This is a genomic window from Rathayibacter sp. PhB1 (genome assembly GCF_004362935.1).
In the GTDB taxonomy this organism is placed as follows: Bacteria; Actinomycetota; Actinomycetes; order Actinomycetales; family Microbacteriaceae; genus Rathayibacter; species Rathayibacter festucae.
This window is the reverse complement of the sequence record NZ_SNYD01000001.1, coordinates 39,925-66,583: the sequence shown is the minus strand read 5'-3', so window position 1 is coordinate 66,583 and position 26,659 is coordinate 39,925. Positions and strand designations below refer to the sequence as shown.

The window sequence follows — 26,659 nt, the reverse complement described above, 5'->3', positions numbered from 1 at the left end:
ACTCGCCCGCCCAGCCGCCCGCAGCCACCTCCGGCACTCAGAACCCGCCTCGGCACGCCGGATCCGGACAGTCCCGCGAGCCCGACGCGGTTCCGCGAGCCGAACGCGTCTTCGCGCTCGGGGCCGCATCCCAGGCCCGCGTCACCCGTCCGGGGCGGGATCGGGCGGACCGGCGGCGCGTCGAGCCGGAGTGCGCCCCCTGAACGGGAACCCCCGTCCGGAGGAAGGTTCATTGCGAACAGGCGTTCGAACGCCCCGCCTAGGGTCGCAGCAGACGCGCCGGACTCCTCCGGCCGACCTCTCGAGCGACTCCCCCACCGCAGTGCCGCGGTCAGGGCGCGAGCCGCTCCTCCGCCCTCGACGCCCGGAAGGACGCCCGTGCCGACGACCCCCGCGACAGCCCGCCCGCGCCGCTCAGGCGCGCGGCAGGCCGGCGAAGTTCGCGGCGCTGAGCTCCTGCACGGCGGGCAGCTTGGCGAGGATGGCGGCCGAGACGCTCTCGCGGTCGGAGAGGACGCGCTCGAGGGCGTCGCCCACGCGGCCGGCGAGACCGGCTCCCGGCTCGACGCAGAGGTACGGCAGCTCGAACATCGCCATCAGGCCCTCGACCTTGCCCTGGGTGGCGAGCGTGATCGCGGGGACGCCCTTCATCAGGGACATGATCGCCAGGTGCATCCGGCCGGTGACGGTGACGGTCGCGCGCTCGGTGAAGCCGCGCACCTCCGCCGGAGTGAGGACGTCCTCGACGAAGGCGACGCCGGTTGTGTCCGGCAGGGCCGCGAAGACCTTGCGGCAGGCCGCGAGGTCGTCCGGTCCGTGCTTGATGACGTGCGGGAGCAGCACGACGGCGAGGCCGCGGGCGCGCAGGCCGCCGATGATCTCCACGTAGGCGCCGGTCTGGTCGGTGTCGATCAGGCCGGAGACGTTGACGATCGCGATGCCGCCGGTCGTGTCCAGCGCGGCGAGCTCGGTGCTCGCGCGGCCCTGGTCGACGGAGCGCGCCGAGAAGACGATGTCCGCCGAGGCCTTCGCGTCCAGGCCGTCGCGGCGGGCGCGCTCGACGGAGAGCGGGTCGCGGAGGAAGAGGGTCGTGCCGGCGCGGTCCGCGTCGCGGAGCTGCGCGAGGGCACCGGGGTGCGCCTTGCCGTTCCAGCTGAAGCCGAGGACGCGGGTGTCCACTCCGGCCGACGCGGCGCTGCGGGCGACGAGCGCGCGGCTCGTCGAGGCGCGGAAGTTGTAGGCGCCGTCCATGATGTCGGCGCCGACGATCGAGACCGACGCGGCGCCGGGCAGCATGGCCCGGAAGCGGCGCAGGTCGCGGACGAAGCTCGGCAGGCCGCCGTAGAGCAGGGTGCCCAGCGAGACGATCTCGACGCGGTCGGCCTGCTCGGCCGGGATGCGGAAGTCGCCCTTGTAGCGGGTGATCACGGTGATCGGCCCGGCCACGTTCTCCAGGAACGCGCCGACCAGCGCGGCGTCGCCGATGTTGCCGGCACCGGGGGGCGCGATCAGGATCGCGCGGCCCTGAGCACCACTGGCTCCGCGGGCCCCGCCCGAGCGGCGGGCACTGCGCAGGCGCGGCGCGTCGAGGAAGACGCCGCGCGCGCCGAGCGAGAGCACCGCCGGGCTCTTCAGCAGCGGGGCGGTGCGCTTGCGCAGCCCGCCCAGCACCGTCCGGACTCGCGAACCTACTCCGCTCACAGCGATCCCGTTCCCGGCCCCGTCGCGGAGCCGTGCTCATCGATGGCGGAGGCGGCCCGTCGCCGCATCCGTCCGTCAGGGCGCGAGCTCGGCGGCACGTGCATCGGTGGTGCTCGGCCGCCGGGGACGCTCCCGCCGCGCCCAGTGTACGGAGTCGTCCCCCGTTCGCCCGGCGCGCACCGCCGAGGCCCGGTACGGCCTCCCCTCGTCTTCTCCCTTCTCCTCTCCCAGCCCCGAGTCCCCGCTCACACCTTCCCCGATTGGACACCACGCCCATGACTCGAACGCTCAGCGCGACTCTCGCCGCTCTGCTGGTCGTGATCGCCGCGTTCTTCGCGGCCGCGCCCAGCTTCGCGGCGGCGAACCGCTACGCCTCGCCCAACGGCACGGGAACGGCCTGCTCCGCAGCCGCTCCCTGCGCCCTGACCACCGCCGTCCAGAACGCCGCCGCCGGCGACACCGTGCTGCTCACCGCCGGCACCTACCCGACGACCACCCTCAAGGGCGGGAAGGCGACCGTCGCCGCTCCCGTCGTCGTGCAGCCCGCCCCGGGCGCCTCGCCCGTGCTCGGCTCGACGAAGGTCTACACGCCCAACACCGTGTGGAACGACATCTTTTCCAAGAGCACCTTCTACACCTACGGCTCGGGCATCACGGTGAACCGGATGCACATCGACGGCGCCGGCATCTTCGTGCGCAGCGCGAACGTCGTCGTCCGCGACTCGCTCTTCGAGAACGGCTCGTCGATGGACGGCATCCAGGTCGGCGGCACCGACAACGGGCTGATCGAGAACAACCTGGTCCGGAACTTCGACCAGAACATCGACAACGGCCTGCACGCCGACTGCATCCAGGTCTTCGAGAGCAACGACGTCACCCTCCGCGGCAACACGCTGATGAACTGCTACAACGCGGGCATCATCTTCTCCCCCGGCGGCGGCGACGGCATGAGCGACATCACCGTGGAGTCGAACTTCGTCTCCGGCTGCATCGTGATCACCAGCGACTGCCGCGGCGGCTCGTCCGCGGACTTCCGCGAGGCCTCGGCCGACGGAATCCACATCCGCAACAACACCTTCGAGTCGGGCGCGCTGCGGGTCGGCGGGGCGAAGAACACGGTCTTCGACCGCAACATCGTCAGCTACCTCTCCTCCTGCACCAGCCCGATGACGAACACCATCGTCGAGAATTGGAACACGAAGCTCTGCAAGACGCCGTCGCTGCTCAACCAGCAGGGCAACGTCCAGGGCGCTCCGGCGCTCGCCTCGGTGGCCACCGGCGACCTGCACGTGCTGTCCGCGACCGGGACCCAGATCGCCGGCTGGGGATCGACCACGTCGGCCCGCACCGACATCGACGGCCAGGTCATGGGCTCCCGCACCGCCGGCGCCGACCAGTTCGGCGGAGTGACCGCTCCGTCGCCGACCGCCACGCCGACGGCCACGCCGACCGCGACCGCGACCCCGACGGCCACCCCGACCGCGACTCCGACGGCGACGCCGACCGCGACTTCGACGGCCACCGCCACCCCGACCGCGACCCCGACGCCGACCGCCACGCCGACGCCGACCGCGACGCCGACGCCGACCGCGACTCCGACCGCGACTCCGACCCCGACGGCCACGCCGGCGCCGGTCGACCGCACGGCGCCGACCGTCGCGATCGTCTCGCCGGGCTCCGGCTCGTCGGTCACCGGAGTCGTCAGCCTGATGGCGACCGCCGTGGACGACACCGCCGTGACCGGAGTCACGTACTGGGTCGGCACCACCAAGCTGGGCGACGCCGTGAAGGCGTCGGACGGCAACTGGTACCTCACGGTCAACACCGCGGTGTTCCCCAAGGGCACCTACTCGGTGACGGCGAAGGCGGTCGACGCGGCGGGCAACGCCACGACGAGCGCTCCGATCCTCCTGAAGCGGGTCTGACGCCCGGAGTGATCACCGTCTGAACGCCGGAGGGCCCCTGCGCAGTGCAGGGGCCCTTCGTCGTCCGCGGGTGACGGAGTCGCCGTCAGCCGGACTCGCCGTCAGTCCGAGTCGCCGTCAGTCGGCGAAGATCGCGCCCACCGGCTCGCGCTTCTCCGCCTGGAAGCGGTCCTCGGCGCGGCCGAGTGCCCAGTAGGCCGAGAGCGAGAGCGCCGCGCGCTCGACGCCCCAGTCGTCCTGGAGGATCGCGCGGAGCCGCTTCATCGCCGTCCGCTCGCCGTGGGCGAAGACCTCGACGGCGCCGTCCGGGCGGGTCAGCTCCGCGACGGCGGCGGTCAGCGCCTGCCCCGCCTCCTCGTCGCCGCGGTGCAGCCAGCGCACCTCGACGCCCGCGGGGACGGTCAGCGGCAGCTCGTCCTCGGCGCCGTGCACCTCGATCAGCGCCGTGCCGCGGGCATGGGCGGGCATCGCCTCCAGGGCCGCCGCGATCGCCGGCAGTGCCGACTCGTCGCCGAGCAGGAGGTTCGCGGCGTCCGCTCGGGGCGCCCAGGCGCCGCCCGGGGCGGACATCTCGAGGCGGTCGCCGGGGCGCGCGGAGGCGGCCCAGGGTCCGGCCACTCCCTCGTCGCCGTGCAGGACGAAGTCGATCGCGAGGCTGCGCGCCTCGAGATCGACGGAGCGGATCGTGTAGGTCCTACGCACCGGGAGCTCCTCGGGGGCGAGGCGGGCGCGCAGGGCGTCGAGGTCGTGCGGCGGCTCGAGCGCGACACCGGGCGGGGCGAGCAGCAGCTTGACGTAGCGGTCGGTGGCGGCGAGGCGCTCGGGATCCGCGGCCTCGACGAAGGCGTCGAAGCCCTCGCCGCCGAGGTGCACGCGCACGAAGTGCTCGGTGAGCCGCTCGGTGCGCAGCACGGTCAGCACGAGCTGCGGGCGGGGCGGGCGGGCGCGGCGCTCGGACGGCGCGGCGGGCGTGGTGGCGTCGGTCATCCCTCCAGCATGCCGCCCGCGCCCGTCCGGCGCGCGCGCTCGGCCCGGGCTCGCAGGAACCGCCCCGGCACGCGGAGACCGCCCAGTCCGACGAGCCCGGCCGCGTCTCACGAGCCGGAGACACGACGAATCGCGGCCGGAACCGATACTGCTTGCCCGGTCAGCAGCAGGAGCGCGGTGCTCCCGCTACTGTTCGGATCGCTGCCGACCTCGTCGCTGTCAGCACCAGGTCGACGAGTACCGACGCGGCCCGTGCGGGGTCGAGCGCGAAGAAGGGAGAGCTGATGGCAGCACCCTTTCGCGCCTTCATCGACGAGTCGTCGGCCGACCGTGGCAGCGGGCATCAGGAGTACCTCGTCTGCGCAGCGCTTCTGACCGCCGACTCCTACGCGGATGCGCGCGACCTGCTGCGCCCGCTCCTGCTGCCCGGACAGATCAAGCTCCACTGGACGGGCGAGAGCGAGCGACGTCGCCGCGTCATCGTCTCTCGCATCGTCGAGCTCGGACCGATGAACATCGTCGTCTCCCACCGCGACCTCCGGCGCCGCCGCGTCGAGCGGTATCGGCGGAAATGCCTCGAGATGCTGTACCACGAGCTGATCGGGCTCGAGGTCTTCGATCTGACGCTCGAGTGCCGATCCACTGCGCAGGACCGAGACGACCGTGCCCACATCGTCGGTCTTCAAGCGCAGGGACTGGATCGTCGCCTGCGCATCGCGCATCGTCGCGGCGGTGACGAGCCTCTGCTCTGGATCGCCGACGCTGTTCTGGGAGCGATCAACTCGGCCCGTCTCGGGGACCACAGACATCTCGACGAGCTGCGGACGACGCTGATCATCGAGAGTCGCACGCCGGAGTCACTCGTCGCGATCGACTCCGGGCCCTGACGAGCGGAGGGCACCCTGACGAGCGGAAGGCACCCTGACAAGCGAAAGACCCTGGATCCAGTCGTCCGGCTGGGGTTCCAAGGTCTTCTTCCCGTTCCGTCGTAACGGGGGGCGACTCCTACGGTACGGCGTCCACGGTGACCCTGCAACGCCCGGAGCCGACGAGCCGAGACCGGTTCCGTGCGCGGACCACGGCACGGGCGCGGACGCCACGGACAGCGAAGGCTCGCCTGGCGCGAGGTGGGGGCGCCCCGACGCGCGACGGCGCGCGGGCGCGGGCGGCCACGCCGTAGCCTCTCCCCCATGGATGCGACCACGACCGTTCCGCGCGCCGCGACCCTCGCGCCCCGGCTGCAGCCGGACCGGGTCCTCGTGCCCGACGTCCTCCGCGGGGTCGCCATCCTGGCGATGCTGATCGCGCACGCGATGCCGCTCCTGCCGAGTCTGCGCGACGGAGCGGCCGGCTTCGCGGCGGGGAACATCAACGACCTCGCGTCGCCGCTGTTCGCCCTGGTGATGGGGATGTCGGCGGCCCTGGTCCTGGCGCGGCCCGGCGCCTCCGGCGGGCGGGTCGTCGTGCAGAACCTGATCCGCGGGGCCGTGCTCGTCGCGCTCGGCGTCTGGCTGGGCGGCTGGGGCAGCTGGATCGCGATCGTGCTGCCGCACCTCGGGCTCACGCTCGCGCTCGGGACGCCGATCCTGCTCCTGCGCAGCCGCCTCGTCGCGATCGTCGCCGCCGTCGTCCTCGTGGCGGGTGCTCCGCTGAACGCGCTGGTCGCGGCGTCGGTGGACCCGGCGGTCCTCTACGCGCGGACGCCCGTCGGATACCTGCTGCAGTGGAGCTTCGTCGATCCGCACTACCGGCTGACGAACCTGCTCCCGTTCCTCCTGCTCGGCGCGCTGCTGCTGCGGCACGGCTTCCGGCGCGACCGCCTGCTCGCGGTGCTCGCCGTCGTCGCGGTGCTGGCGTACCCGGTGCGGCCGGCGCTCGAGCGGCTGATCGGCCTCCGATCCGTCTCGGGCAGCCACCCGGACACGCTGCACGACCTCGGCCTGGTGCTCGCCGCCTACGTCGCAGTGGTGCTGCTCGCGACGGTCCGGCGGCGGCCGGCGAGCACGGTGATCACGGCGGTGCTCACGCCGTTCCGCGCCGTCGGCTCGCTCGCGCTCTCGGTGTACGTGCTGCAGGTGGCGGTCGTCGCCGCCTTCGCGACCCAGGGCCTCGGCTACGTCGCCGACACCCCCGGCGCGGCCCTCCTCCTGGTGCTGGGAGTGTGGGCGGTCGCGGTGCTGTGGTGGCGCTTCGTCGGCATCGGACCGCTGGAGTGGCTGATCGGCCGGCTGACCCGCCTGGTGCCGGCGCCGCGGCGCTGAGCCGCCTGGCCGATCGCCGCCCGGCCGGTCAGCTCTCGACGACCGGCAGCTCGGCGACCGCGACCGCTCCGCCGCTCTCGTCGGTGATCTCGATCGAGGCGACGGAGGCGCGCAGGACGGCCGCGTTCATCGCGCAGTCGAGCTCGGCGGTGCTGCCGAGGAAGGAGCCGGAGGGCAGCCGCACGCCCGTCGCCGTGACCAGGACGACCTCGTAGCTCTCGCCGACGGCGAAGCCGCTGCCGCGCAGGATCGTCTCGGTGCCCCAGGTATGGGCGACGAGCTCGGCGTCGATGTCGAGGGCCGGGTCCTCGGCGAAAGCGATCGGCTCGACGGCGCCGAGCGTGCCCGGCCCGCCCTGGGGCGGTCGGTCGCCGAGCGCCTGCAGGGCGAGACCGCCGACGGCGCCGAGCGCCACGCAGGCGGCCGCGGCGGTCACGCCGAGCGCGATCCGGCGGGCGCGCGCGGGACGCTTCGGTGCACCCCGCTCCTCCGCGTCGCGGGCATCCGGGAGGGCCACCGGCGCCGGGCCGGCGAGCGCCGCGACCCGCGCGCGCAGGTCCGCCGAGGGCTCCGGCTCCTCCCAGCGGCCGACCCCGCCCAGCCCGGAGAGCACGGCGCCGAAGGAGGCCAGCTCCTCGTCCACGCTCGGGTCCTCGGCCCGCAGCCGGTCGAGCTCGGCGGCCTCCCCGGGCGACAGCTCGCCGGCGAGGGCCGCGGCGATCAGCTCCTCGCGACGGCCGCCCTCGTCCGGGCCGCCGCTGCGGGGTCCGCCGCTGCCGGGTCCGCCGTCGCCGGGTCCGCCACTGCTGGTCACGATCGGTCCTCCGGAGTCGGGTCGGGCGCCGCGAGATGCGTGCGGAGCGCCTTGAGAGCGTAGAACGTGCGCGTCCGGAGCGTCGCGACCGCGACTCCGGTGGCCGCGGAGACCTCGGCGTAGCTCTCGCCGCGGAGGTGGATCGCGACGACGACCTGCCGGTGCTCGGGCGAGAGCCGGGCCAGCGCCTCGACCATCATCAGCGGCTCGAGGGGATCGACGTCGTCGCCGGGGACGTCGTCGAGCACCTCGGCCGGCACGATCCGCGGCAGCCGCTGCAGAGAGCGGTGGGCGTCGACGATCACGTTGCGGGCGATCGCGAACAGCCAGGTGCGCGGACTCGCGCGCTCCGCCGAGTAGCGCTCGCGCGAGCGCCAGGCGCGCAGGAACGTCTCCTGCACGCAGTCCTCGGCGAGCCCTCGGTCGCGCAGCGCGTTGACGGCGAAGCCGAGCAGGGCGGATCCGTGCTCGTCGAACGCCGCGGTGAGATCGAGGGGCGCGGGGTCGCCGGGCGCGGGGTCGAGGTGCCTGGGATCGAGAGGCGGGACGGCGGGTCCGGCGGCGGGCACGGGCGCCGGGCGCGGGTCGGGCTGCGTCATCGCGGTGCGGTCCCCTCGTCGCCTCGTCGTCGGCCCGGTCGTCGTCGGCCCGGTCGTCTGCGGCCCGGTCGTCGTCGGCCCGATCGTCGTCGGCCCGATCGGCGTCGGCCCTATCGTCGTCGGCATCGTCAGCGCCGCGAGTGCCATCGGCGCCTCCTGTCCCGACCGGCCGGGCGGCCCGTCACAGGGGGTACGGAGCGGAGGAGCGAGACGTTCATCCGGGCACTGCGGTCGAGTCTATGAGAAGGATCTCAGACAGCGGGGAACGGGCGCGCTCAGCTCCGGTGCGCTCGGCTCCTCGGGGCTCGGCTCCCCGGGGCGAACGCGCCGAGGGCGTACGCGAGCAGGAGCAGCGCCATCGCGGCTCCGGACGCCACCGCCGCCAGCACGGCCGCGTCGCCGCTGCCGACGAGCAGGCCGAGCCCGCCGAGCACGACCAGCGCACCGCCGAGCAGCGCGAACATCCGCTCGGAGAACGCCCACGCGAACGGGAGGAAGTGCAGCCCGACCACGAGCGCGATGAGCGCGGGCCTGAGCTCGCCTCGACCCGCCGACTCGAGGGCGCGGCTGCCGACAGCGATGAGCGCGAACTCCGCGACCACGCAGGCGCCGTAGACGGCGAGCCGCACGGGCCTCGGCGGCGCGAAGGACCCGAGCGGGCGCGGACGGACGAAGAGGAACCAGAGTGCGGCGGCGACCGTCGCGGCGACCAGGACCCGCGCGACGAGCGCGACGGGCTCCGCAGGCGAGTAGGAGAAGGCGAAGACGACCGCGCCGGCCAGACCGACGACCGCGCCCAGCCGGCGCGGGTCCGCGAACCGCGGGGGGCCGTCCTGCTCCGATGCCATCCGGGCAGCCTCGCACACTCGCCCTACTCGGGGGCCAGAGGCGGACCGCACTCGGCGCCGATCCGCTGCGAGGATCGGGGTGGCCCCTCTCGTCCCGGTGGCGCCGCGCCCGCCGACCGAGAGGCCGCCATGACCGAGATCCACCACTCCGCCGCCGCGTCCTCGGCGTCCTCAGGATCGTCGGCGTCCTCAGGATCCTCGGCGTCCCGCGGACTCTCCCGCCGCGCGCTCACCGCTGCCGCGTGGACCGTGCCGGTGGTGGCGGTCGCCGTCGCCACCCCCGCCGCCGCCGCGTCCACCGCCGACATCGGGGCGTTCGTCCTCGCGGGCAGCTGCGGCAACGCCGGGATCACCGGCCCCGGCTTCACGCTCCGAGCCGGCAGCGGCGACGTGCCCGTCGGCACGACGATCGTGATCGTCGGCAGCCGCGTTCCGAGCATCGGCACGTTCACGGCCACCTCGGACATCGTGACGATCAGCTCGCCGAGCAGCACCGCCCGCCTCGTCACCTTCATCGGCCCGCTGCCGGCCGGCGCGTTCCTGGGCCTGCGCACCACGCTGTCGCTCACCACCGCTTTCGTGCTCACCGCGACGCTGACCCTGCCCGAGGGCTCCGTCGGCTCCGGCGCGAAGAGCACGGCGTCCGTCAGCTCCGACCGAGTGTTCTGCTCGGTCAGCTGACCGCGGCACGGACCCGAGGAGCGGCTCCGGCGCTTCAGGTCGCGGAGCGGCGGGCGTCGTCGAGCTCCTCGCGGTTCCGTTCGACGTAGCCCGCCATGCCGGGGACGGTGAACGCGATCTGTCCGTGCTCGGGCGAGTAGACCAGACCCTTGCTGATCAGAGTGGCCCGGTACGGCCCGACACTGCTGGTCTGCAGGCCCATCCGCTGGGCGACGAGCGCCGTCGAGCACGGGCCCTCTCCGTCAGCGGCCATGGCGAGCAGCATCCGCCGCTCCGACCGGGTCGCTCGCTGCCACCGGGAGCGGAAGAATCCGGCGTCGAGCTGCTCCGTCCCGTACTGGACGGCGGCGATCGCGTCGGACCGGTCGATCAGACGGTCCGCGGCGAGATTCCACGCCGCCTGCCCGTACTCCTGGAGGAAGTACGGGTAGCCGCCCGCCGCCTCGAGGAGCGTCGTCAAGGCGTCCGTCGCCCACTCGGCGCCGAGACGCTCGGCGGGTTCGCGGAGCGCCTGCGCCGCGTCCGTGGGAGCGAGGGTGCCGATCCGCCGGTAGTTGAACAGCCGCTCGGCGTACGACCGCGTCTCGGTGAGGACGCGCGGCAGGTCCGGGAGGCCGGCGGCGATGACGAAGAAGGGCCACTCCCTCTGGTTCGCGGTGTGCTGGGCTGCAAGCAGAGCACCCATCGTCTCGGGATCGAGATCCTGCATCTCGTCGATGAACACGGCGAAGGCCCGCCGCTGCTCGCCGAGCGCGATCGAGACGTCCTCGACGAGTTCGAGGAGGTCGACCTCGGCGTCGCCGGAGGGATTGGGAATTCCTCATCTTGTGCAATCGATGGCAATCGACGCTCCGAGTCGCTCGTCCTGAGGTCGTGCGGCGACCGATCAGTACGGGACCGACAGCGACAGCACCGTGACGTCGAAGCCCGGCGCGGTGATGACCAGGTCCGCCACGGGGACCGGGCTCTGCGTGCGGTCGGTGTTGGCGATCAGCAGGAAGAGGACGACGGACTCCTCGCCCGGTGCGAGCGCCGGGTCGTAGCGGAGGGCGACCCGCCCCTCCGGGAACCCGTACGCGTAGCTCCACTGCTGACCGTTGTAGCCGTCGAAGACGTAGCCGTCCCCCGGATCCTGGAGGACGGCGATCACGGACCCGCCCTCGAGCGGGGTGGAGCCGGTGTTGGTCACGAAGACGCGGTACTCGGTCGAGGACGACGGCCGGTACTCCGCAGGGCCGTCGGCGCGGGCGCCGAGCGGCGGCAGCGTCCCGCTGGCCGCGGCGGTCGGTGCGGAGACGGCGAGCGCGACGACCGGAGCGGCCCACGCCGCTCCGACGAGGGTGCGGCGTGCGAGCGGCGCGGCGGGAGCGGTCGGGTCGGGCATGGCGGGATCCTCTCGGCACGGGTGGGCACGACCGAGCGTAGGTCGGTGCGGCGCCGCCGGGGAAGCGGATCCGGGCGCCGGCCCTACTCGGGGGTGGGCGCGTCGGGGATGGGCGCGTCGGGGGTGGGTGCGTCGGAGGTGGGCGCATCGGAGGTGGCCGGCTGGCGGACGAGCCGCGGGAGCAGCCGCACGAGCACGACCATGCCGATCAGCTCGACCAGGGTCTGCGTCACGACGACCACGGGTGCGAGTGCCAGCGGCGCGGGGAGCGCGAGTGCGAGCGGCAGCACCACGAGGGAGTTGCGGGTGGCGCCGCTGAACACCAGCGCGCGGGACGAGGGGACGTCGAGGCGGACGAGCCGGGCGACGCCGAGTCCGGCCGCGACCATCACCGCGAGGAACGCGGCGTAGAGGGGGACGAGGACGAGCAGCCTGCCCGCGGCGGCACCGACGGCGCCGATCTGCGAGGCGACGACGACGAGGAGGGTCGCCGCCATCAGCGGCACCATCAGACCGAGCATCGTCGATTCGACGACCCGCCCCGCGCGATGCCGGCGGCCGAGCGCCTGCACGAGCGCGGCGGCGGTGAGCGGCAGCACGATCAGCAGCAGGAGCGCCCGCGCGAACGGGGCCACCTCGACCACGGCGACGCCCTCCGGCCCGAGGAACAGGAGGAGGTAGAGAGGAAGGAGCAGGAGCTGCGCGAGCATCAGCAGCGGCGCCGCGGCGAGCAGCCGGTCGGCGGCGCCGCCCGCGAGGCCGGCGAAGACGATCACGTAGTCGATGCAGGGCGTCAGCAGCACGAGCAGCACCCCGAAGAGCAGCGCGGGGCTCTCGGCGACGAAGCGGGACAGCCCGAACGCGACGACCGGGACGACGACGAAGTTCAGGACGCCGACCGCGGCGAGGAAGCGGACGTCCCGCAGCGCGCGGCCGAGCGCCGCGAACGGGACGCCGAGGAACGTCGCGAACAGCAGCAGCCCGAGCACCGGCTCGATCGCGCCCTCCAGGTGCCGCGCGGCGGGCAGCAGCAGCCCGAGCACGGCGCCGGCGGCGATCGCGCCGAGGTATACGGCGACCTGCCGCCGCTCGAGCCGCGCGACGAGCGCGCTCACGGGCGGGGGCACGGCGGTCGGAGGGGCACACGCCAACGCTAGAGGCTCGGCGCGTGGGTGCGGGCCGAGCAGCGGCCCCTCCAGGCTGGCCGAGTAGCCGCCTCCGGCGGCCCACCCGTGCTGGTCGAGTAGCCGCCTCCGGCGGCGTATCGAGACCCACTGTCGTCAGCGGGTCGCGTCTGCAGACTCCCGTTCTGACGGGGTGGATCTCGATACGCCCGCTGCGCGGGCTACTCGATCAGCAGGGGGTCGCCGTCCGCAGCCGCGATGCGGGTCGTGAACGTCATGCAGGCCGAGCAGCCGCCACCGGCGACCCCTCCATGCTGGTCGAGTAGCCGCCTCCGGCGGCGTATCGAGACCCACCATCGCCGAGACATCCGGGAGCGAGCCTCCTCCACACTCGCGATCTGACGGCGTTATCCCCGGTCAGCCCATGGTTCCGATCCTGCTGTCGGTGGTCCCTGCTTCAATACGCGTATGTCAGAAGATGAGAACGCGGCAGCACTCGCGGAGGTGCGCGACTGCTTCACCGACGCCGCGGCCGCCGAGCGCGCCGCATCCCCGACGCGCCTGAGAGCCGCGGAACGCATCCACCGCGGCTACCGCGTCGCGCTCACCGTTCCGGAATCCTTCGCCCGCGGTGCGACCCGGAGCGAGACCCGTGACCTCGTCGAGCGCTCCATCCGCGCCGAGCTCGCGGTGACGCTCGGCGTGTCCGAGCGGGACGTCTGCCGCCGCCTCGAGACCGCGCAGATGCTGATGGAGCACCTACCCCTCACCCGCGCCCTGCTCCGCGACGCCCGGATCCTCTGGGAGGCGGGCGAGGCGATCTGCCGAACCGCGAGCAGCCTCCCCGAAACCTCCCGCGCGTCCCTCGACGAGCGCGCCGCCGACGCCGCGCTCACGATGACGACCACGCAGCTGCGCCGAGCCCTGACCCGCTGGCGGGAGGAGTTGCACGAGCAGCCCCTCGCCGAGCGGCACGCCCGCGCGAAAGAGGACCGCGCCGTCTGGGTCACCCCGGACATCGACGGCATGGCGACCCTCTGCGTCCACGCTCCCGCGCCGGCGGTGACGGGCGCGTACGACCGCCTCCGCCGCATCGCGCGCACCCTCCGCGACGACGGCGACCCCCGCACCCTCCAGCAGCTCAGCGCCGACGCCGCCGTGGACCTGCTCTGCGACGGAGATATCGCCGGAACCACGCCGAACGAAGGGCACCGGCCCGATCCGACCTTCGTCCCCGGAGTGCGGGCCGAGGTGCGCCTCACCCTCGCCGCCTCGACCGCGGTCGGTCTCGACGACGCGCCCGCGGATCTCGACGGCTACGGACCGGTCCCCGCACCGATCGCCCGAGAACTGATCCGCACCGCCGCCTCCTTCACCCGCGTCCTCACCGATCCGGAGACCGGCGCGGTCGTCTCCGTCGGCCGCACCCACCGGGTCCCGCCGCCGCAGATGCGCCTGCACCTCCAGCTGCGGGACCAGACCTGCCGCTTCGCCGGCTGCACCCGCCCGGCCGCGACCACCGAGGCCGACCACGCCCTGGAGTGGCGCAACGGCGGCGAGACCTCGCTCGAGAACCTCGTCTCGCTCTGCACCTCGCACCACCACATCCGGCACGGCGACCAGTGGACCTACGTCAGACACGACGACGGGACTATCGTCTGGACGAGCCCCACCGGCCGGCGGATCAGCAACCGGCCGCCCCCACTGCCCGGGCGGCCGCCCGAGCCGCCGCCGCGGCCGCACTTCGTCGACGCGCCGGCACCGTTCTGACCGGTGGATCTCGATACGCCCGCTCCGCGGGCTACTCGATCAGCATGCAGCGCCAGCAGCGCACGCAGCGCACGCAGCGCCCCTCGGCGTGCGCCCCTCCATGCTGGTCGAGTAGCGCGCAGCGCGTATCGAGAACCTGCCCCGGCAGAACCTGGATCCTCTTCGAAGGGACACCCGCAGACTCTGCTGGTCGAACAGCCCCGACGGGGCGTGTCGACCCGCCCACCCGAAGAGATCGGCCTCTTCCCCGCCCTGCGCCGGCGCTGAACGCGCCCCCTCCGCTCGACGGAGTCGCTGCGCGCGCTGCTCGAGCGGCACGTCGGCACCTGCCCCCGAGGGTGGCGTGCGCCGGCACCGCCCGGCACGCTACGCTCATTACTCAGCCAGCTGATTAATCGAGGAGTGACATGACCGCCAAGACATCCCCCACCCGCGCGGACCGGATCCGGCAGTCGACCGTCGCCGTCAGCGCCGTGCTCGCCGTCATCGGCTCCTTCATCGGCTCGGGAGCCGCGGGCGGCACCCAGATCCAGGACGCCGCAGGCGGTGCGCTGTCCGCGTCCTCGACCCCGGTCGCGCCCGACGGACCCGCCTTCGCGATCTGGAGCGTCATCTACGCCGGCCTCCTCGGCTACGCGATCTGGCAGTTCCTGCCGTCGCAGACCACCCGCACCCGCCACCGCCGGCTCGGCTACTGGGCCGCCGCGAGCCTCCTGCTGAACGCGGCGTGGATCCTGGTCGTGCAGGCCGGACTGCTCGCGCTCAGCGTCGTGGTGATCGCGCTGCTCCTCGCCGTGCTCGCGCGGATCTTCGTGCTCCTGCGCAGCACCCGCACCGGCGGCGTCGTCGACGCGGTCCTCACCGACGGCACGTTCGGCCTCTACCTCGGCTGGGTCTGCGTCGCGACGGTCGCCAACGTCACGGCCGGCCTCGTCGGCGCGGGCATCGGCAGCGCCGACGGACCCGGCGCCGCACCGTGGGCGGTCGTCGTCCTGATCGTCGCCGCGCTGATCGGCGTGCTGATCGCCGTCACCGGACGCGGCCGGATCGCTCCGATGCTGTCGCTCTGCTGGGGCCTGGCCTGGGTCGCGGTCGGCCGCTTCTCCGGCGAGCTCGTGTCGATCCCCGCCGGCACCGCCGCGCTGATCGCCGCGGCCGTCGTGCTCGTGGCGACGCTCCTGCTCCGCGTCGCCGCCGCCCGTCGCACCGGCACCGCGCGCGTCGCCGCGGCCTGACGCCGCCCGCGCCGCTCAGGCGGGCGGGAACGCGCGCCCGACCGCCTGGCGCAGCAGCGCGCGCCGGCGCTCGTGCTCCGACGCGGCCTCCTCCGCCGTGGCGGCGTAGACGTTGCTCACCGGCGACCAGGCCATCGACATCGCGATGACCAGCGCCATCACGTCGAACGGGTCGGCCGCGACGCCCACCGTGCCGTCGGCCTGAGCGGCGTGGATCGCCTCGAGCTTGCCCTCCTCGCGCACGCGCGCCTCGTCGTCGGCGACGAGGTGGCCGGCCGGGCGGCGCTCGAGGCGCGCCCAGGTGGCCAGCCGGATGAGGTCGGGGCGGCGCAGGTACTCGTCGTAGAGGCGGACGGCCCAGTCGCCGAGGTCGGACGGGTCGATCGGCACGACGTCGACGATCCGGTCGAGGGACGCCTCGAAGACCGCGTCGAAGAGCAGCTCCTTGCTGGTGAAGTAGGAGTACAGCTGCGCCTTGTTGCTGCGGGCCTCGGCCGCGATCCGGTCCACCCGCGCGCCGGCGATGCCGTAGCGCGCGAACTCCGCCGTCGCCGCGGCCATGATCCGCGCGCGCGTCGCCTCGCCCTTGCCGGTGGCCGGTGTCGCTCCCATCCCTCGAGACTACCGACCGGTCTGTTCTCCGACGTCCGCGAGTGCTAGCGTCAACAAAACAAACCGGTTAGTAGAAACGAGCGCGCAATGATCAGTACCACCGCCTACGCGGCCACCGCCGAGGGCGGCCTCGCTCCCGCCGTCATCGAGCGGCGCGCCCTCCGCCCCGACGACCTCGCCGTCCGCGTCGACTACTGCGGCGTCTGCCACAGCGATCTGCACGCCCTCCGGACCCACGCCGCGCACTCCGCCGACCCCACCGCCGACCCAGGCCCGCTCGTCCCGGGTCACGAGTTCGTCGGCACGGTGCTCGCCGTCGGCGCGGCCGTCACGGCGTTCTTCCCCGGCGACCCCGTCGCGGTCGGCAACATCGTCGACTCCTGCGGCGCGTGCGACATGTGCACGGCCGAGCAGGAGAACTTCTGCCGCGAGTTCCCGACCCTCACCTACGGCGGCACCGACCGGCACGACGGCAGCACCACGCTCGGCGCGTTCTCGCGCGAGTACGTCGTCCGCGACCGCTTCGCCCACCCGCTGCCGGCCCGCCTCGACCCGGCGGCCGTCGCTCCCCTGCTCTGCGCGGGCGTCACCGTCTGGGAGCCGCTGCGCGCGCACTCCGTCGTCCCCGGCTCACGGGTCGGCGTGGTCGGGCTGGGCGGCCTCGGCCACCTCGCCGTGAAGCTCGCCCGGGCGCTCGGTGCCGAGGTGACGGTCTTCACGACCTCCGCCGCGAAGACCGCCGACGCCCTCGCGCTCGGCGCCACCCGGGTCGTCGTCTCCCGCGACGAGGAGGCGATGGCGGCGCAGCGCGGACGCCTCGACCTCGTCCTCGACACGGTCTCGGCCCCGCACGACCTCGCGCCGTACCTGCACGTCCTCGCCCTGGACGGCGCGCTGAGCGTCCTCGGGATGCTCGCGCCGGTCACCGTGGACGTCACCGACCTGCTGATCGGGCGCAAGAGCCTCACCTCCGGCGGCAGCGGCGGCACCCGCAGCACCCGCGAGCTGCTCGCCTTCTGCGGCGAGCACGGCATCACGGCGGACGTCGAGGTGCTGCCCTCCGCGCAGGTGGGCACCGCGCTGGAGCGTCTCGCCGCGAACGACGTCCGCTACCGCTTCGTCCTCGACCTCGCGGACCTCGACGGCGCTGATCTTGACGGCGCCGACTGACCGCCTCCCGCCGAAAGACCGCTGGAGCGCCATCTTCTTGAGGCGGGAAACCCGGCCCTCGAGGATCGACGGATGTTCCTCGGTCATCGAACGCACAGCGTCCGCACCCCGTTAACGGTGATCGCCCCGGCGCGCCGACGCTCTCGCGTCCCGTCCGGGGCATACGTGAAGAACGGTACCAGGAGCCCGAGATCCACTCCGGCCCCGGACGCCGGATGACGCCCGTCGACCCGGCGACTCTGCCGAACCTTCCGACGGTGATCGGGAGCGATCGTCTGGGCCCGTACCTCGCCTCGACCGGCGACCTGTCCGCCGCGCTCCGGCTCTACAGCTGGAACATCGAAGCGAGCGCCGCGATCCTCGGAGCGAGCTCCGCCCTCGACGTCGGTGTGCGCAATGCGATGCACCGAGCACTCACGGCGCATTGGGGGCGGGATTCGTGGTGGGACGTCGCGCCGCTGCGGGCGAACGAAGGCGATCAGGTCCGCGACGCGATCCGCTTCCTCGACCGGCGTCGCGGCGCGGGACAGTGGTCGGCCGGCCATGTCGTCGCTGAGCTGAGAGCGTCGTTCTGGGAGGGGCTCCTGGTGAACCGCTACCACCGCGCGCTATGGGAGCCTGCACTCGCGCGCGCGTTCCCTTCCTTCACCGGCCGCCGAGGCGACCTGCACGCGCGCCTGGAGAGGCTGCGACTGCTTCGCAATCGAGCCGCACACCACGAGCCGGTACATGCTCGGGACCTGATGGTCGACCACCGATACCTGTGCGAGCTGGCGCAGTGCATTGACGACGACCTCGCCGCCTGGATCCGGAGCCACTCCCGGCTGCCCGACATCGTCGCCGCGCGTGCCGACACCGTCGCGGGCCGGCGGCCGACCCGGTTCTGAGGAGGCCCGTTGCGCGGCACTCGGAGCCGCCCCGAGCGCGGCCGCGCGTCAGGCGCGCGCCGCCGCCACCGCCCGGGCCGGCGCCGGGCCGTGCGCCGCCAGCACCAGGTCGCGCACCGCCGTCACCGGCAGCGACCCGGCGCCGGCCGGCAGCAGGTCCGCGTCCGACGTGAGCACCAGCGGGGTGTCCGCCGCCGACACCGGCAGGCGCCCGTGCGTGCCGCGCACCAGCGACGCGTCCAGCGGCACGAGGTTCATCGCGTAGCGCAGGCCCAGGGCCTTCTTCGCGAGGTTGCCGGCCGCCTTCGCCTTCACGAGCTTGTCGGCGGGGTCGAAGAACAGCTCCGCCGGGTCGTAGCCGGGCTTGCGGTGGATGTCGACGCCGCGCGCGAAGTCCGGCGCGCGGTCGTCGTCGAGCCAGTAGTAGTAGGTGAACCACGCCCCCGGCCGCGCCACCAGCACCAGCTCGCCCGAGCGCTCGTGGTCGAGGCCGTACCGGGCCTGCGCCTCGCGGTCGAGCACCTCGTCCACCCCGTCCAGCGCCTCGAGCAGCGAGCGCACCCGCGGCAGATCCGCGGCGTCCGGCACGTAGACGTGCGCGATCTGGTGGTCCGCGACCGCGAAGGCGCGCGAGGTCCACGGGTCCAGCTGCTCGCGGCCGTCCTGCACGTACACCTCGAGCAGGCCCGCGCGCCGCAGCGCCCGGTTGACGTCCACGGGGGTGTCCGCCGCCGCGATCCCGTACTCCGCGACCACGACGACCGACGCACCGAGCGCCTCCGCGTCGTCGAGCAGCGGGGCGAGCACCACGTCGAGCTCGGACGCCGCCCGCCGCGCCTCGGGCGAGTCCGGCCCGAAGCGCTGCAGGTCGTAGTCGAGGTGCGGCAGGTACGCCGTGGTCAGCTGCGGCGGCCCGGAGCCGTCGCCGGCGAGCACGTGCCGGGTCGCGTCCACCATCCACTGCGTGGAGCGCAGCGACGCGGTCGGCCCCCAGTACTGGAACAGCGGGAAGGCGCCCAGCTTCCCGACCAGCTCGTCGTGCAGCGCCGGCGGGCGGACGTAGGCGTCCGGCGACTTGCGGCCGTCGGCGTGGTAGATCGGCCGCGGCGTCACCGTGACGTCGGTCGTCGCCCCCATCGCGTACCACCAGCCGATGTTGGCGGCGCGGTAGGGGTCGCCGTCGGACAGCCGGCGGGCCGTCTCCCAGACCTTCTCCCCCGTGACCAGGCGGTTGTGTTGGCGCCAGAGGTGCACCTCGCCGAGGTCGCGGAAGTACCAGCCGTTGCCGACGATCCCGTGCTGCGCGGGCATCGTGCCGGTGAGCATCGACGACTGGACGCTGCAGGTGACGGCCGGGAGGATCGTGTCCAGCGGCAGCTGCCCGCCGGCCCGCGCGAGCCGGGACAGCCGCGGCATGTCGGCGAGCGCCGTCGCGGTGAGGCCGACCACGTCGAGCAGCAGCACCGGTGTCACAGCGCGACCTCCTCGGCGACGAGGGCGGCGACCGGGACTGCGGCGACCGGCGGCACTGCGGCACCCGCCTCCAGCACCGCCGCGCGGGCCGGGGCGGTCAGCAGGTGCTCCGCCGCCCACGCCAGCTCGGCGCCGATGCCGACCGACAGATCGCTCGGCGCGTCCGCGAGCACAGCCCAGGTGTAGGTCTCCACGTCGAGGTGGATCTCGTCGTACGGCCAGGCCGCGTCGACCGCGGAGACCGCCTCGGCCAGCACCGCGGTGGTCGCCGAGAGCGGCGCGGCCGGCCGGTGGTGCAGCGGCACGTGGAAGTGCACGCGCCAGGGCCCCTCCCCGGGCAGCGTGTCGAGCGCCTCCGGCAGGTCGTCGACGCGGAGCACCCCGCCCGCGCCGTTCTCGCGGGTCTGGTGCAGGTAGCGCTTCTCCACGAACGCGCCGACGGCCGCGCGCGCGGCCGGATCGGCCGGGTCCTCCACGTGCAGCGCGGCCGAGGCCTGCACCTTCACGACCCGGAGTCCCGCGTCCCGGATCCGCCGGACCGCCGCCGCGGGGTCGGCGAACGACACCGCGAGGTGGCAGGTGTCGAGGCAGACGCCGACGTAGGCCGGGTCGACCAGGCCGATCCGCGGGTGCAGCCAGGCGACGACGTCCTCGACCGTGTCCAGGATGCAGCCCGGCTCGGGCTCGATCGCCAGCCGGATCGCGTGCCCGGTCGAGCGCCGCAGCTCGCGCAGCTCGTCGACCAGCCGCGCGAGCTGCCGGACCGCCGCCGCGTCCTGCTCCGCGCCCCAGCCCTCGCGCCAGCCCAGCGGCAGCGTCGAGATGCTGCCGTCGGCGCCCGCGGGCAGCAGATCCGCGAGGATCCGCGCGCAGTCGATCGTGTAGGCGAGGCGCTCGGGGGTGGTCCAGTCGGGCCGGTAGACGTCGAGCTTCACCACCTCGGCGTGGAAGGCGGCGTAGGGGAAGGCGTTCAGCGTCCGCACCTCGAGGCCGTTGCGCTCGAGCGCGGCGCGCAGCACGGCGCGGTCCTCGCGGCTGGCGACCAGCCGGGCGGCGAGGTCGCGCGGGATCCACAGCCCCACGCCGACGGTGTCGAGTCCCGCGGCGACGCGGGCGGGCCCGGCGTAGACGTCGAGCTGGCGGACGACGCCCTCGAGGTCCTCGGCCGGGTGGACGTTGGTGCAGTAGGAGAGGTGCATCAGACGACCTCCGCCACGCGCGGCGCGCCCCGGAGGATCGAGTTGCCCTCGAAGCTCCGCCCCATCGCGTCGACCGCGTCGAAGCCCGGGATCGGGTCGAGGTTCAGCCGTCCGCTCTGCCCGTAGAAGTCGATCGGGTTCTGCCAGAGCAGCCGGTCGACCTCGGCGGCGCTGAAGCCGGCGACGAGCAGCAGGTGCCCGGTCTTGGCGGTGGTCAGCGGATCGGAGCGGCCCCAGTCGGCGGCGGAGTTGACCAGCACGCGGTCCAGGCCGATCCGCTCGACGAGGGTCACCAGGCGGGTCTCGTCCATCTTGGTGTCCGGGTAGATCGAGAAGCCGAGCCAGCAGCCGGAGCCGAGGACGAGGTCGACCGTCGTCTCGTTGAGGTGGTCGACGACGACGAGACCGGCGTCGATCCCCGACTCGGCGACGACGTCGAGCGTCTGCTGCGTGCCCGCCGCCTTGTCGCGGTGCGGGGTGTGCACGAGCACGGGCAGGCCGTGGTCCTTCGCGAGCTCGAGCTGGTGGCGGAAGACGGCGTCCTCCTCCGCGGTCAGCGAGTCGTAGCCGGTCTCGCCGACCGCGACGACGCCGTCCTTGGCGAGGTAGCGGTCGAGCTCGGGCAGCACCTCGCGGCAGCGCGGGTCGTTCGCCTCCTTGGGGTTCAGCCCGATGGTGCAGTGGTGCCGGATGCCGTACTGCGCGGCGCGGAAGCGCTCCCAGCCGATCAGGGCGTCGAAGTAGTCGGTGAAGGAGCCGACGCTGGTGCGCGGCTGGCCGAGCCAGAACGACGGCTCGACCACGGCGCGGACCCCCGCGTCGTGCATCGCCTGGTAGTCGTCGGTGGTGCGGGAGGTCATGTGGATGTGCGGGTCGAAGATGCGCATCGTCGCGCCTTTCTCGTGAGGGGTCGTGATGGTGTGCGGGGCCGGCGGTCGTGTCGAGGGACGCGCCGGGGTCCCTCAGCTCGGCAGGAGCACCGCCAGGTCGTCCGGCACCGTGCGGCCGGCGGCGCGGCGCTCGTCGGCGAAGCGGCCGGCCATCGCGGCGAGCTCGGGGTCGCTCCGCCGCTCGAGACCGGAGACGGCCGCGAGCGGGATCCCGCAGAAGACGAGCTTGAGCACGCCGTGCCGCCAGGCGTGCGCGTCGAGGTGCTCCTCGGCGAAGCGGCCCATCGCCGCGGCGACCAGCCGGGTGTCGTTGGCGCGCAGGGCGTCCGCGATCAGCTCGCGACCGGCCGCGGCGAGCGGCTCGCCCGCGCGGCCGGCGGCGGTCAGCGCGTGCAGGCCGACCAGCACGCCGCGGCGCTCGGCGTCGTCGCCGCCGCGGTAGAGGCGGAGGAGCAGGGCGGCGAGGTCCTCGTCGTCGAGCGCGGAGGCGGCGGCCGCGATCAGCGCCGAGCGCGCCGCGTCGTCCTCGGTGCCGTGCACGAGGCCCTGCGGATCCGTGTCCGGGCGGAGCGGCGCGCGGCCGGCCTCCCGACCGGCGGCCGGGAAATAGCGGTCGATCCGCCGCGGCTGCTCGCGGAGCACGGCGCAGGCGTCGGCGGTCCAGGGGTGCTGCGGCGACTCCGCCCCGGTCCCCCGGGTCCGGATCGCCGCCCGCATCGCCGCGAGACTCGCGACCGCCAGGCGAGGCGCGTCGTGCGAGTGGCGCGGCAGCTCCACCGCGGCGATCCCGCGGTAGCCGATCTCCTCGAGCGTCGCGAAGGCGGCCGCGAGATCGAGCACGCCGGTGCCGAGCTCGAGGTGCTCGTGCCGCTCGGGCAGCATGTCGTCGACCTGCACGTTCACCAGCAGGCCGGCCGCGCTGCGGAGGGCGCCGACGACGCCGTCCGGCTCGACGACCACGCAGTGGCCGAGGTCGACGGTGAGACCGAACGCCTCCGGGTCGCCGAGCTCGCGCCGCAGCAGCAGCGCGTCCGCCACGGTCTCGACGAGCATGCCGGGCTCCGGCTCGAAGCCCAGCCGCACGCCGTAGCGCTCCGCCTCGGTGACGACGCCGCGCATCCGCTCGACCAGGAGCCGCCAGCCGCGGGCGCGCTCCATCCCCTCGGGCAGCACGCCCGACCAGAGCGAGACGGCGTCCGCACCGAGCAGCGCGGCGATCTCGATCGCGCGGTGCAGGAAGGCCAGGCGCGGTCCGGCCTCCTCGTCGACCAAGGTCGGCCGGTGCTTGGCGAACGGGTCGAGGAGGTAGCGCGCCCCGGTCTCGATCACCACGCGGAAGCCCAGCTCGTCGAGCCGTGCGCGCAGGGCGAGGGTGCGCTCGCGGACGTCGTCGGCGAACGGGTCGAGGTGCGGGGTCCCGAGGGTCAGCGCCACCGAGCGGTAGCCGGCCGCGTGCAGCACGGTCAGGGCGTCGTCGAGGGTGTGGTCGGCGAAGCCGTTGGTGCCGTAGCCCAGGACGGGACTCTGCGCCACCGTGTCCTGCCCGCTCATGTGATGTCCGCCGAGACCCTCGGGCGCCGCAGCACGACGGCCCCGAGCGCGTCGAGCCCCAGCAGGGCCGCGCCGAGCTCGGGCCGCCGCTGCCCGGCGAGCGCCGCCTGCAGCGGGACCATCCCCGCGATGCCCGAGCGGGTGGCCGTCCGGGCCGAGGCCGCGTCGGGCGTCCGCACGGCGCGCAGCTGCGGGACCAGCACGAGCGCGATCCAGCGCGCGATCGCGACTCCGACGACCGCTCCGATCGCCGGGCCACCCTTCGCCCGGACCGCCCCGACGCCCAGCGCGAGCGCGAGCGCGGCCGTGCCGGTGGCCGCCGCCCCCGCGATCGCCGGTCGGGTGCCGTGCACCTCGCCGCGCGAGAGCACGGTCACGCCGAGGGTGTGCGCCGCGACGGCGGCGGAAGCGGGAGCCGCCGCGCGCACGCCGGACGCTCCCGCCCCGAGCAGCACGTCGAGCCCGCGGCACGCCGCCATCACGACCGGCCCGAGCGGAGTCGGCTTGGCCAGCAGGTCGTACGACCAGATGCTCGCCGCGAGCGGCACGCTCAGCAGGAGCGAGCGCCGCCCGTCGACGAGCACCGCGACCGCGATCCCCGCCCCCGTCAGCCCGGCCGCCAGCCCGAGCGCGGCGCCGCGCCGGATCCGCCTCGACGGGATCGGCCGCTCCGGCCGCTCCACCGCGTCGAGCTCCGCGTCGGCGTAGTCGTTGAGCGCCATGCCCGCCGAGTAGAGGAGCGCGGACGCGAGCGGCAGCGCGACGGTGCGCGCACCGGGCGCCCGGCCGGCCCACACCGCCCCCGCCACCGTGTCGCCGAGCACCGAGAGCGCCGCCTTGGCGCGCACGAGCTCGAGCCAGTCGCGCAGCTCAGCCATGGCGGATAGCGCCGCCCGCCACGAGCGAGCGCTGGACGACGGCCGCCCCGGTGCGCGCCGACCAGGCGACCAGCTCGGCGGTCTGCTCCGCGAAGCCGTGCACGTCGCTCCCCCACGGGTCCTTGAAGAAGAAGCCCATTTCGGCGACGGGCCCCGAGATCCCGGCCGCGTCGGCGAGCGACATCAGTCGCGCCAGGTCGAGGATCAGCGGCGCGGCGAGCGCGGAGTCGTACGCCGACCAGATGGTCTGCACCGTGATCCGCGAGCCGAGGAACCCCTCCGCGTGCACGTGGTCCCACGCGGTCTTCACGTCGCCGAGGTCGGGCACGTTGTCGATGTGCAGCGGAGTGACGACCTCGTCGCCGAGCAGGCTGCGGAGCCCGCGGTTCTTCGAGACCAGCTTCGAGCGCACCGCCTCCGGGTCGGCGAGGGTCTGCCCGTCGCCGCCGCCGAGCAGGTTCGCGCCCGCCCAGGACAGCACGCGCATCCCGCGCGCCGTGAACATCGGCGCGAGCACGCTGCGGAGCAGGGTCTCGCCGGTCTTGCCGTCCTGTCCCGCGATCGGGATCCCCGCCTCCGCGGCCCACTCCTCGAGCGCGGGCAGCGCCAGCGCGGTGGAGGGGGTGAAGCAGACGTAGGGCGAGCCGGCGGTCACCGCGGCGAGCGCGCTGATCGAGCTCGGCGGCAGCACGGTCTCGCCCGGCCGAGCGAGCGCGGCGCGCAGGGCGGCGAGGTCGTGGAACTCGGGGCGGTCCTGCGGCAGCACCTCGGTGGAGGCGACGTCGATCACGACGACCCGGGCGAGCGCGTGCCGCTCGCGGAACTCGACGATGTCGGCCGCCTGGCGGTCGATCTCGTCCTGCTGCGAGCCGCCCTCGACGCCGAAGGAGCGGCGGATCTCGCGGTCGGTCGCGTCCAGCCGGTCGGCGACCTCGGCGACGACCGAGGTCGGGAACATCCCGCCGGCCGCCAGGCCCATCGCCTTCTCGAGCAGCGGGGTCGACGAGACGTCGTGCCCGCCGATCACGATCGCGTCGAAGCCGGCGAGCGGGACGTCCTCGAAGGCCGGGGTCGCGGTGGCGCAGCCGTTGCTGGGCGCCGCGCCCGAGGCGATGGCGTGCAGGCCGACGGCGGCCGTGGTGGCGACGCTGCCCCGGGCTCCGATCAGCCAGAGGCCGATGCGCTCCTGCTGCGGGGCGCGGTCGGTGGTGGTGGTGCTGGTGGTGTCGGACGAGGTCATCGTTCTCTCCTGTCTGTGGACTTCATTCGGGGCATGTCGTTCGGGAGGAGGCCGTTCATGGGTGAGTCGTTCGGGGGGACGTCATTCGGGGTCTCCCTGCGCGTCGAGATTGCGTCACCTCGCGGCGACTGCTTTCCTCAGGTGTGCCGAGCCGCCACCCGACCTCCCGAGCAGTCGCCTGCCGTCGCACGGACGGCGCTTGCACGGACGGCGGGCGCTGAGCGTGGGCGTGCGGGCCGGCTCGCAGACCGGCGACCTGCTGCGGCTCTTCGCCGACGGCCGTCCGCGCACCCGCGCGGAGCTGGTCGAGGAGACGGGACTCGCCCGCACGGCCGTGATGACGCGGCTCGACCTGTTCTTCGAGCTGGGCCTGATCACGCACCTCGACCGCGCGCCGTCGACCGGCGGCCGCCCGTCGGCGCGGCTGGTGTTCGATCCGTCGGTCCGCGCGTTCCTGACCATCGACCTCGGCGCGACGCACTCGACGATCGCGCTGACCGACTTCGACGGCCGCATCGTCGTCGAGCGGCGCGAGGAGCTCGACATCGCGCAGGGCCCGATCCGGGTGCTCGACCACGCGCTCGACGTCTGCGACGAGATCCTCGCCGACGCGCACCTGGCGCCCGAGGCGCTGGCCGGCTTCGGCCTCGGCGTGCCCGGCCCGGTCGAGCACGCGAGCGGCCGCCCGGTGCGCCCGCCGATCATGCCCGGCTGGGACGGCTTCGACATCCCGGGCTACATCCGCCGCCGCGTCGACACCACCGTGCTCGTCGACAACGACGTGAACCTGCTGGCCCTCGGCGAGCGCGCCTCGCGCTTCCCGCACGCGCAGGACCTGATCTTCGTGAAGATCAGCACCGGCATCGGCTCGGGCATCGTCTCGGGCGGCGTCCTGCAGCGCGGTGCGCTCGGCGCGGCCGGCGACCTCGGTCACGTCCAGGTGCCGCGCACCGCTCCGGAGGCGGCGGACGGCCGCGACGGCGACCTCGAGGCGCTCGCGAGCGGCGGGGCCCTGGTGCGCGCACTGGCCGGGGCGGGACGCGACGTGAACTCGGTCCGCGATCTGCTGGCGCTCCTGCGCGACCGCGACCCGGAGGCGATCGAGGCGGCGCGCCTCGCGGGCCTGCAGATCGGCGAGGTCCTGGCCACCTGCGTCAGCCTGCTGAACCCGTCGGTGATCGTGCTCGGCGGCAGCGTCGCGCTCGCCGCTCCGGAGATCCTGGCCGGGGTGCGCGAGGTCGTCGACCGGCGCTCCCTCCCGCTGGCGACCCAGCGCCTGCACGTGGTGACCGCCGAGCTCGGCGGCAGCGGCGGCGTCCGCGGTGCGGCCCTGATGCTGCGGCAGCACCTCCTCGGCCCGAGCAACGTCGACGCGTTCCTCGAGCAGCTCCGCGAGCAGAGCCTCGCCGAGCGCTGAGCCCTCGCCGAGC

At 74.2% G+C, this 26,659-nt stretch carries 24 protein-coding genes; 9 read left to right on the top strand and 15 right to left on the bottom strand.

Annotation, left to right across the window (positions count from 1 at the left end):
• Positions 1–414 precede the first annotated feature (414 nt).
• Positions 415–1,671 (bottom strand): polysaccharide pyruvyl transferase family protein, encoded by a 1,257-nt coding sequence (locus EDF17_RS00310; protein ID WP_123444641.1) that lies wholly within the window; start codon positions 1,669–1,671, stop codon positions 415–417.
• Positions 1,672–1,976: 305 nt separating this feature from the next.
• On the opposite strand from EDF17_RS00310, the gene EDF17_RS00305 reads away from it, so the two are divergent.
• Positions 1,977–3,626 (top strand): Ig-like domain-containing protein, encoded by a 1,650-nt coding sequence (locus tag EDF17_RS00305; RefSeq protein ID WP_123444640.1) that lies wholly within the window; start codon positions 1,977–1,979, stop codon positions 3,624–3,626.
• Between the two features lie 117 nt (positions 3,627–3,743).
• On the opposite strand, the gene EDF17_RS00300 is transcribed toward EDF17_RS00305, so the two are convergent.
• Positions 3,744–4,613 carry a siderophore-interacting protein gene (locus tag EDF17_RS00300; RefSeq protein WP_123444639.1) on the bottom strand — a complete coding sequence of 290 codons (870 nt, stop codon included), beginning with the start codon at positions 4,611–4,613 and terminating at the stop codon, positions 3,744–3,746.
• A gap of 152 nt (positions 4,614–4,765) precedes the next feature.
• Between EDF17_RS00300 and EDF17_RS00295 the strand changes: the two genes are divergently transcribed.
• Positions 4,766–5,500 carry a hypothetical protein gene (locus EDF17_RS00295; protein WP_243732740.1) on the top strand — a complete coding sequence of 245 codons (735 nt, stop codon included), beginning with the start codon at positions 4,766–4,768 and terminating at the stop codon, positions 5,498–5,500.
• Positions 5,501–5,803: 303 nt separating this feature from the next.
• Positions 5,804–6,874 (top strand): DUF418 domain-containing protein, encoded by a 1,071-nt coding sequence (locus tag EDF17_RS00290; RefSeq protein ID WP_123444638.1) that lies wholly within the window; start codon positions 5,804–5,806, stop codon positions 6,872–6,874.
• 28 nt (positions 6,875–6,902) lie between these two features.
• Here the strand turns inward: EDF17_RS00290 and EDF17_RS00285 are convergent, their stop codons facing one another.
• The 3 genes from EDF17_RS00285 to EDF17_RS00270 form a co-directional block, all read right to left on the bottom strand.
• A complete protein-coding gene (locus EDF17_RS00285; protein ID WP_123444637.1) occupies positions 6,903–7,688 on the bottom strand; it encodes a hypothetical protein in 786 nt (261 codons plus the stop codon).
• Complete coding sequence (locus tag EDF17_RS00280) at positions 7,685–8,434, bottom strand: sigma-70 family RNA polymerase sigma factor (protein WP_243732739.1); 750 nt, start codon at positions 8,432–8,434, stop codon at positions 7,685–7,687. Before EDF17_RS00280 ends, EDF17_RS00285 begins: the two co-directional genes overlap by 4 nt.
• A 128-nt stretch (positions 8,435–8,562) precedes the next feature.
• Entirely contained in the window at positions 8,563–9,135 is a 573-nt protein-coding gene (locus EDF17_RS00270; RefSeq protein ID WP_123444636.1) for a hypothetical protein, read from the bottom strand.
• Positions 9,136–9,264: 129 nt separating this feature from the next.
• Here EDF17_RS00270 and EDF17_RS00265 point away from each other — a divergent pair, with 129 nt between their 5' ends.
• Complete coding sequence (locus EDF17_RS00265; protein ID WP_123444635.1) at positions 9,265–9,816, top strand: hypothetical protein; 552 nt, start codon at positions 9,265–9,267, stop codon at positions 9,814–9,816.
• 34 nt (positions 9,817–9,850) lie between these two features.
• Here the strand turns inward: EDF17_RS00265 and EDF17_RS00260 are convergent, their stop codons facing one another.
• The 3 genes from EDF17_RS00260 to EDF17_RS00250 all read right to left on the bottom strand — a co-directional run bounded on the left by EDF17_RS00260 (position 9,851) and on the right by EDF17_RS00250 (position 12,315).
• Entirely contained in the window at positions 9,851–10,525 is a 675-nt protein-coding gene (locus EDF17_RS00260; RefSeq protein WP_133671808.1) for a hypothetical protein, read from the bottom strand.
• 177 nt (positions 10,526–10,702) lie between these two features.
• Positions 10,703–11,200, bottom strand: coding sequence for a hypothetical protein (locus EDF17_RS00255; RefSeq protein ID WP_123444633.1), 498 nt, complete (start codon positions 11,198–11,200; stop codon positions 10,703–10,705).
• Positions 11,201–11,283: 83 nt separating this feature from the next.
• Positions 11,284–12,315, bottom strand: coding sequence for a bile acid:sodium symporter (locus tag EDF17_RS00250; protein ID WP_123445322.1), 1,032 nt, complete (start codon positions 12,313–12,315; stop codon positions 11,284–11,286).
• Positions 12,316–12,792: 477 nt separating this feature from the next.
• Between EDF17_RS00250 and EDF17_RS00245 the strand changes: the two genes are divergently transcribed.
• Positions 12,793–14,094 carry an HNH endonuclease signature motif containing protein gene (locus EDF17_RS00245; protein ID WP_123444632.1) on the top strand — a complete coding sequence of 434 codons (1,302 nt, stop codon included), beginning with the start codon at positions 12,793–12,795 and terminating at the stop codon, positions 14,092–14,094.
• Between the two features lie 407 nt (positions 14,095–14,501).
• The gene (locus EDF17_RS00240) at positions 14,502–15,329 is read left to right on the top strand and encodes a tryptophan-rich sensory protein (RefSeq protein ID WP_123444631.1); all 828 of its coding nucleotides are present in this window, start codon (positions 14,502–14,504) and stop codon (positions 15,327–15,329) included.
• A gap of 15 nt (positions 15,330–15,344) precedes the next feature.
• Here the strand turns inward: EDF17_RS00240 and EDF17_RS00235 are convergent, their stop codons facing one another.
• Positions 15,345–15,941, bottom strand: a complete 597-nt coding sequence (locus EDF17_RS00235; RefSeq protein ID WP_123444630.1) for a TetR family transcriptional regulator — start codon at positions 15,939–15,941, stop codon at positions 15,345–15,347.
• 87 nt (positions 15,942–16,028) lie between these two features.
• Here EDF17_RS00235 and EDF17_RS00230 point away from each other — a divergent pair, with 87 nt between their 5' ends.
• A complete protein-coding gene (locus EDF17_RS00230) occupies positions 16,029–17,111 on the top strand; it encodes an NAD(P)-dependent alcohol dehydrogenase (RefSeq protein WP_123444629.1) in 1,083 nt (360 codons plus the stop codon).
• 215 nt (positions 17,112–17,326) lie between these two features.
• Positions 17,327–17,998 (top strand): hypothetical protein, encoded by a 672-nt coding sequence (locus EDF17_RS00225; protein WP_123444628.1) that lies wholly within the window; start codon positions 17,327–17,329, stop codon positions 17,996–17,998.
• A 48-nt stretch (positions 17,999–18,046) separates the two neighbouring features.
• Here EDF17_RS00225 and EDF17_RS00220 read toward each other — a convergent pair whose 3' ends face one another.
• The 6 genes from EDF17_RS00220 to EDF17_RS00195 all read right to left on the bottom strand — a co-directional run bounded on the left by EDF17_RS00220 (position 18,047) and on the right by EDF17_RS00195 (position 25,229).
• Positions 18,047–19,471 carry a nucleotide pyrophosphatase/phosphodiesterase family protein gene (locus EDF17_RS00220; RefSeq protein WP_123444627.1) on the bottom strand — a complete coding sequence of 475 codons (1,425 nt, stop codon included), beginning with the start codon at positions 19,469–19,471 and terminating at the stop codon, positions 18,047–18,049.
• Positions 19,468–20,670 (bottom strand): metabolite traffic protein EboE, encoded by a 1,203-nt coding sequence (gene eboE / locus EDF17_RS00215; protein ID WP_123444626.1) that lies wholly within the window; start codon positions 20,668–20,670, stop codon positions 19,468–19,470. The genes EDF17_RS00220 and eboE overlap by 4 nt, the downstream gene beginning before the upstream one ends.
• Entirely contained in the window at positions 20,670–21,557 is an 888-nt protein-coding gene (locus tag EDF17_RS00210; protein WP_123444625.1) for a TatD family hydrolase, read from the bottom strand. Before EDF17_RS00210 ends, eboE begins: the two co-directional genes overlap by 1 nt.
• Before the next feature lie 75 nt (positions 21,558–21,632).
• Positions 21,633–23,111, bottom strand: coding sequence for an EboA domain-containing protein (locus EDF17_RS20195; RefSeq protein ID WP_123444624.1), 1,479 nt, complete (start codon positions 23,109–23,111; stop codon positions 21,633–21,635).
• Complete coding sequence (locus EDF17_RS00200; RefSeq protein ID WP_208110553.1) at positions 23,108–23,989, bottom strand: SCO3242 family prenyltransferase; 882 nt, start codon at positions 23,987–23,989, stop codon at positions 23,108–23,110. The genes EDF17_RS20195 and EDF17_RS00200 overlap by 4 nt, the downstream gene beginning before the upstream one ends.
• The gene (locus tag EDF17_RS00195) at positions 23,982–25,229 is read right to left on the bottom strand and encodes an inositol-3-phosphate synthase (protein ID WP_123444623.1); all 1,248 of its coding nucleotides are present in this window, start codon (positions 25,227–25,229) and stop codon (positions 23,982–23,984) included. Before EDF17_RS00195 ends, EDF17_RS00200 begins: the two co-directional genes overlap by 8 nt.
• A 199-nt stretch (positions 25,230–25,428) precedes the next feature.
• Here EDF17_RS00195 and EDF17_RS00190 point away from each other — a divergent pair, with 199 nt between their 5' ends.
• Complete coding sequence (locus EDF17_RS00190) at positions 25,429–26,646, top strand: ROK family protein (RefSeq protein ID WP_243732738.1); 1,218 nt, start codon at positions 25,429–25,431, stop codon at positions 26,644–26,646.
• Positions 26,647–26,659 lie beyond the last annotated feature (13 nt).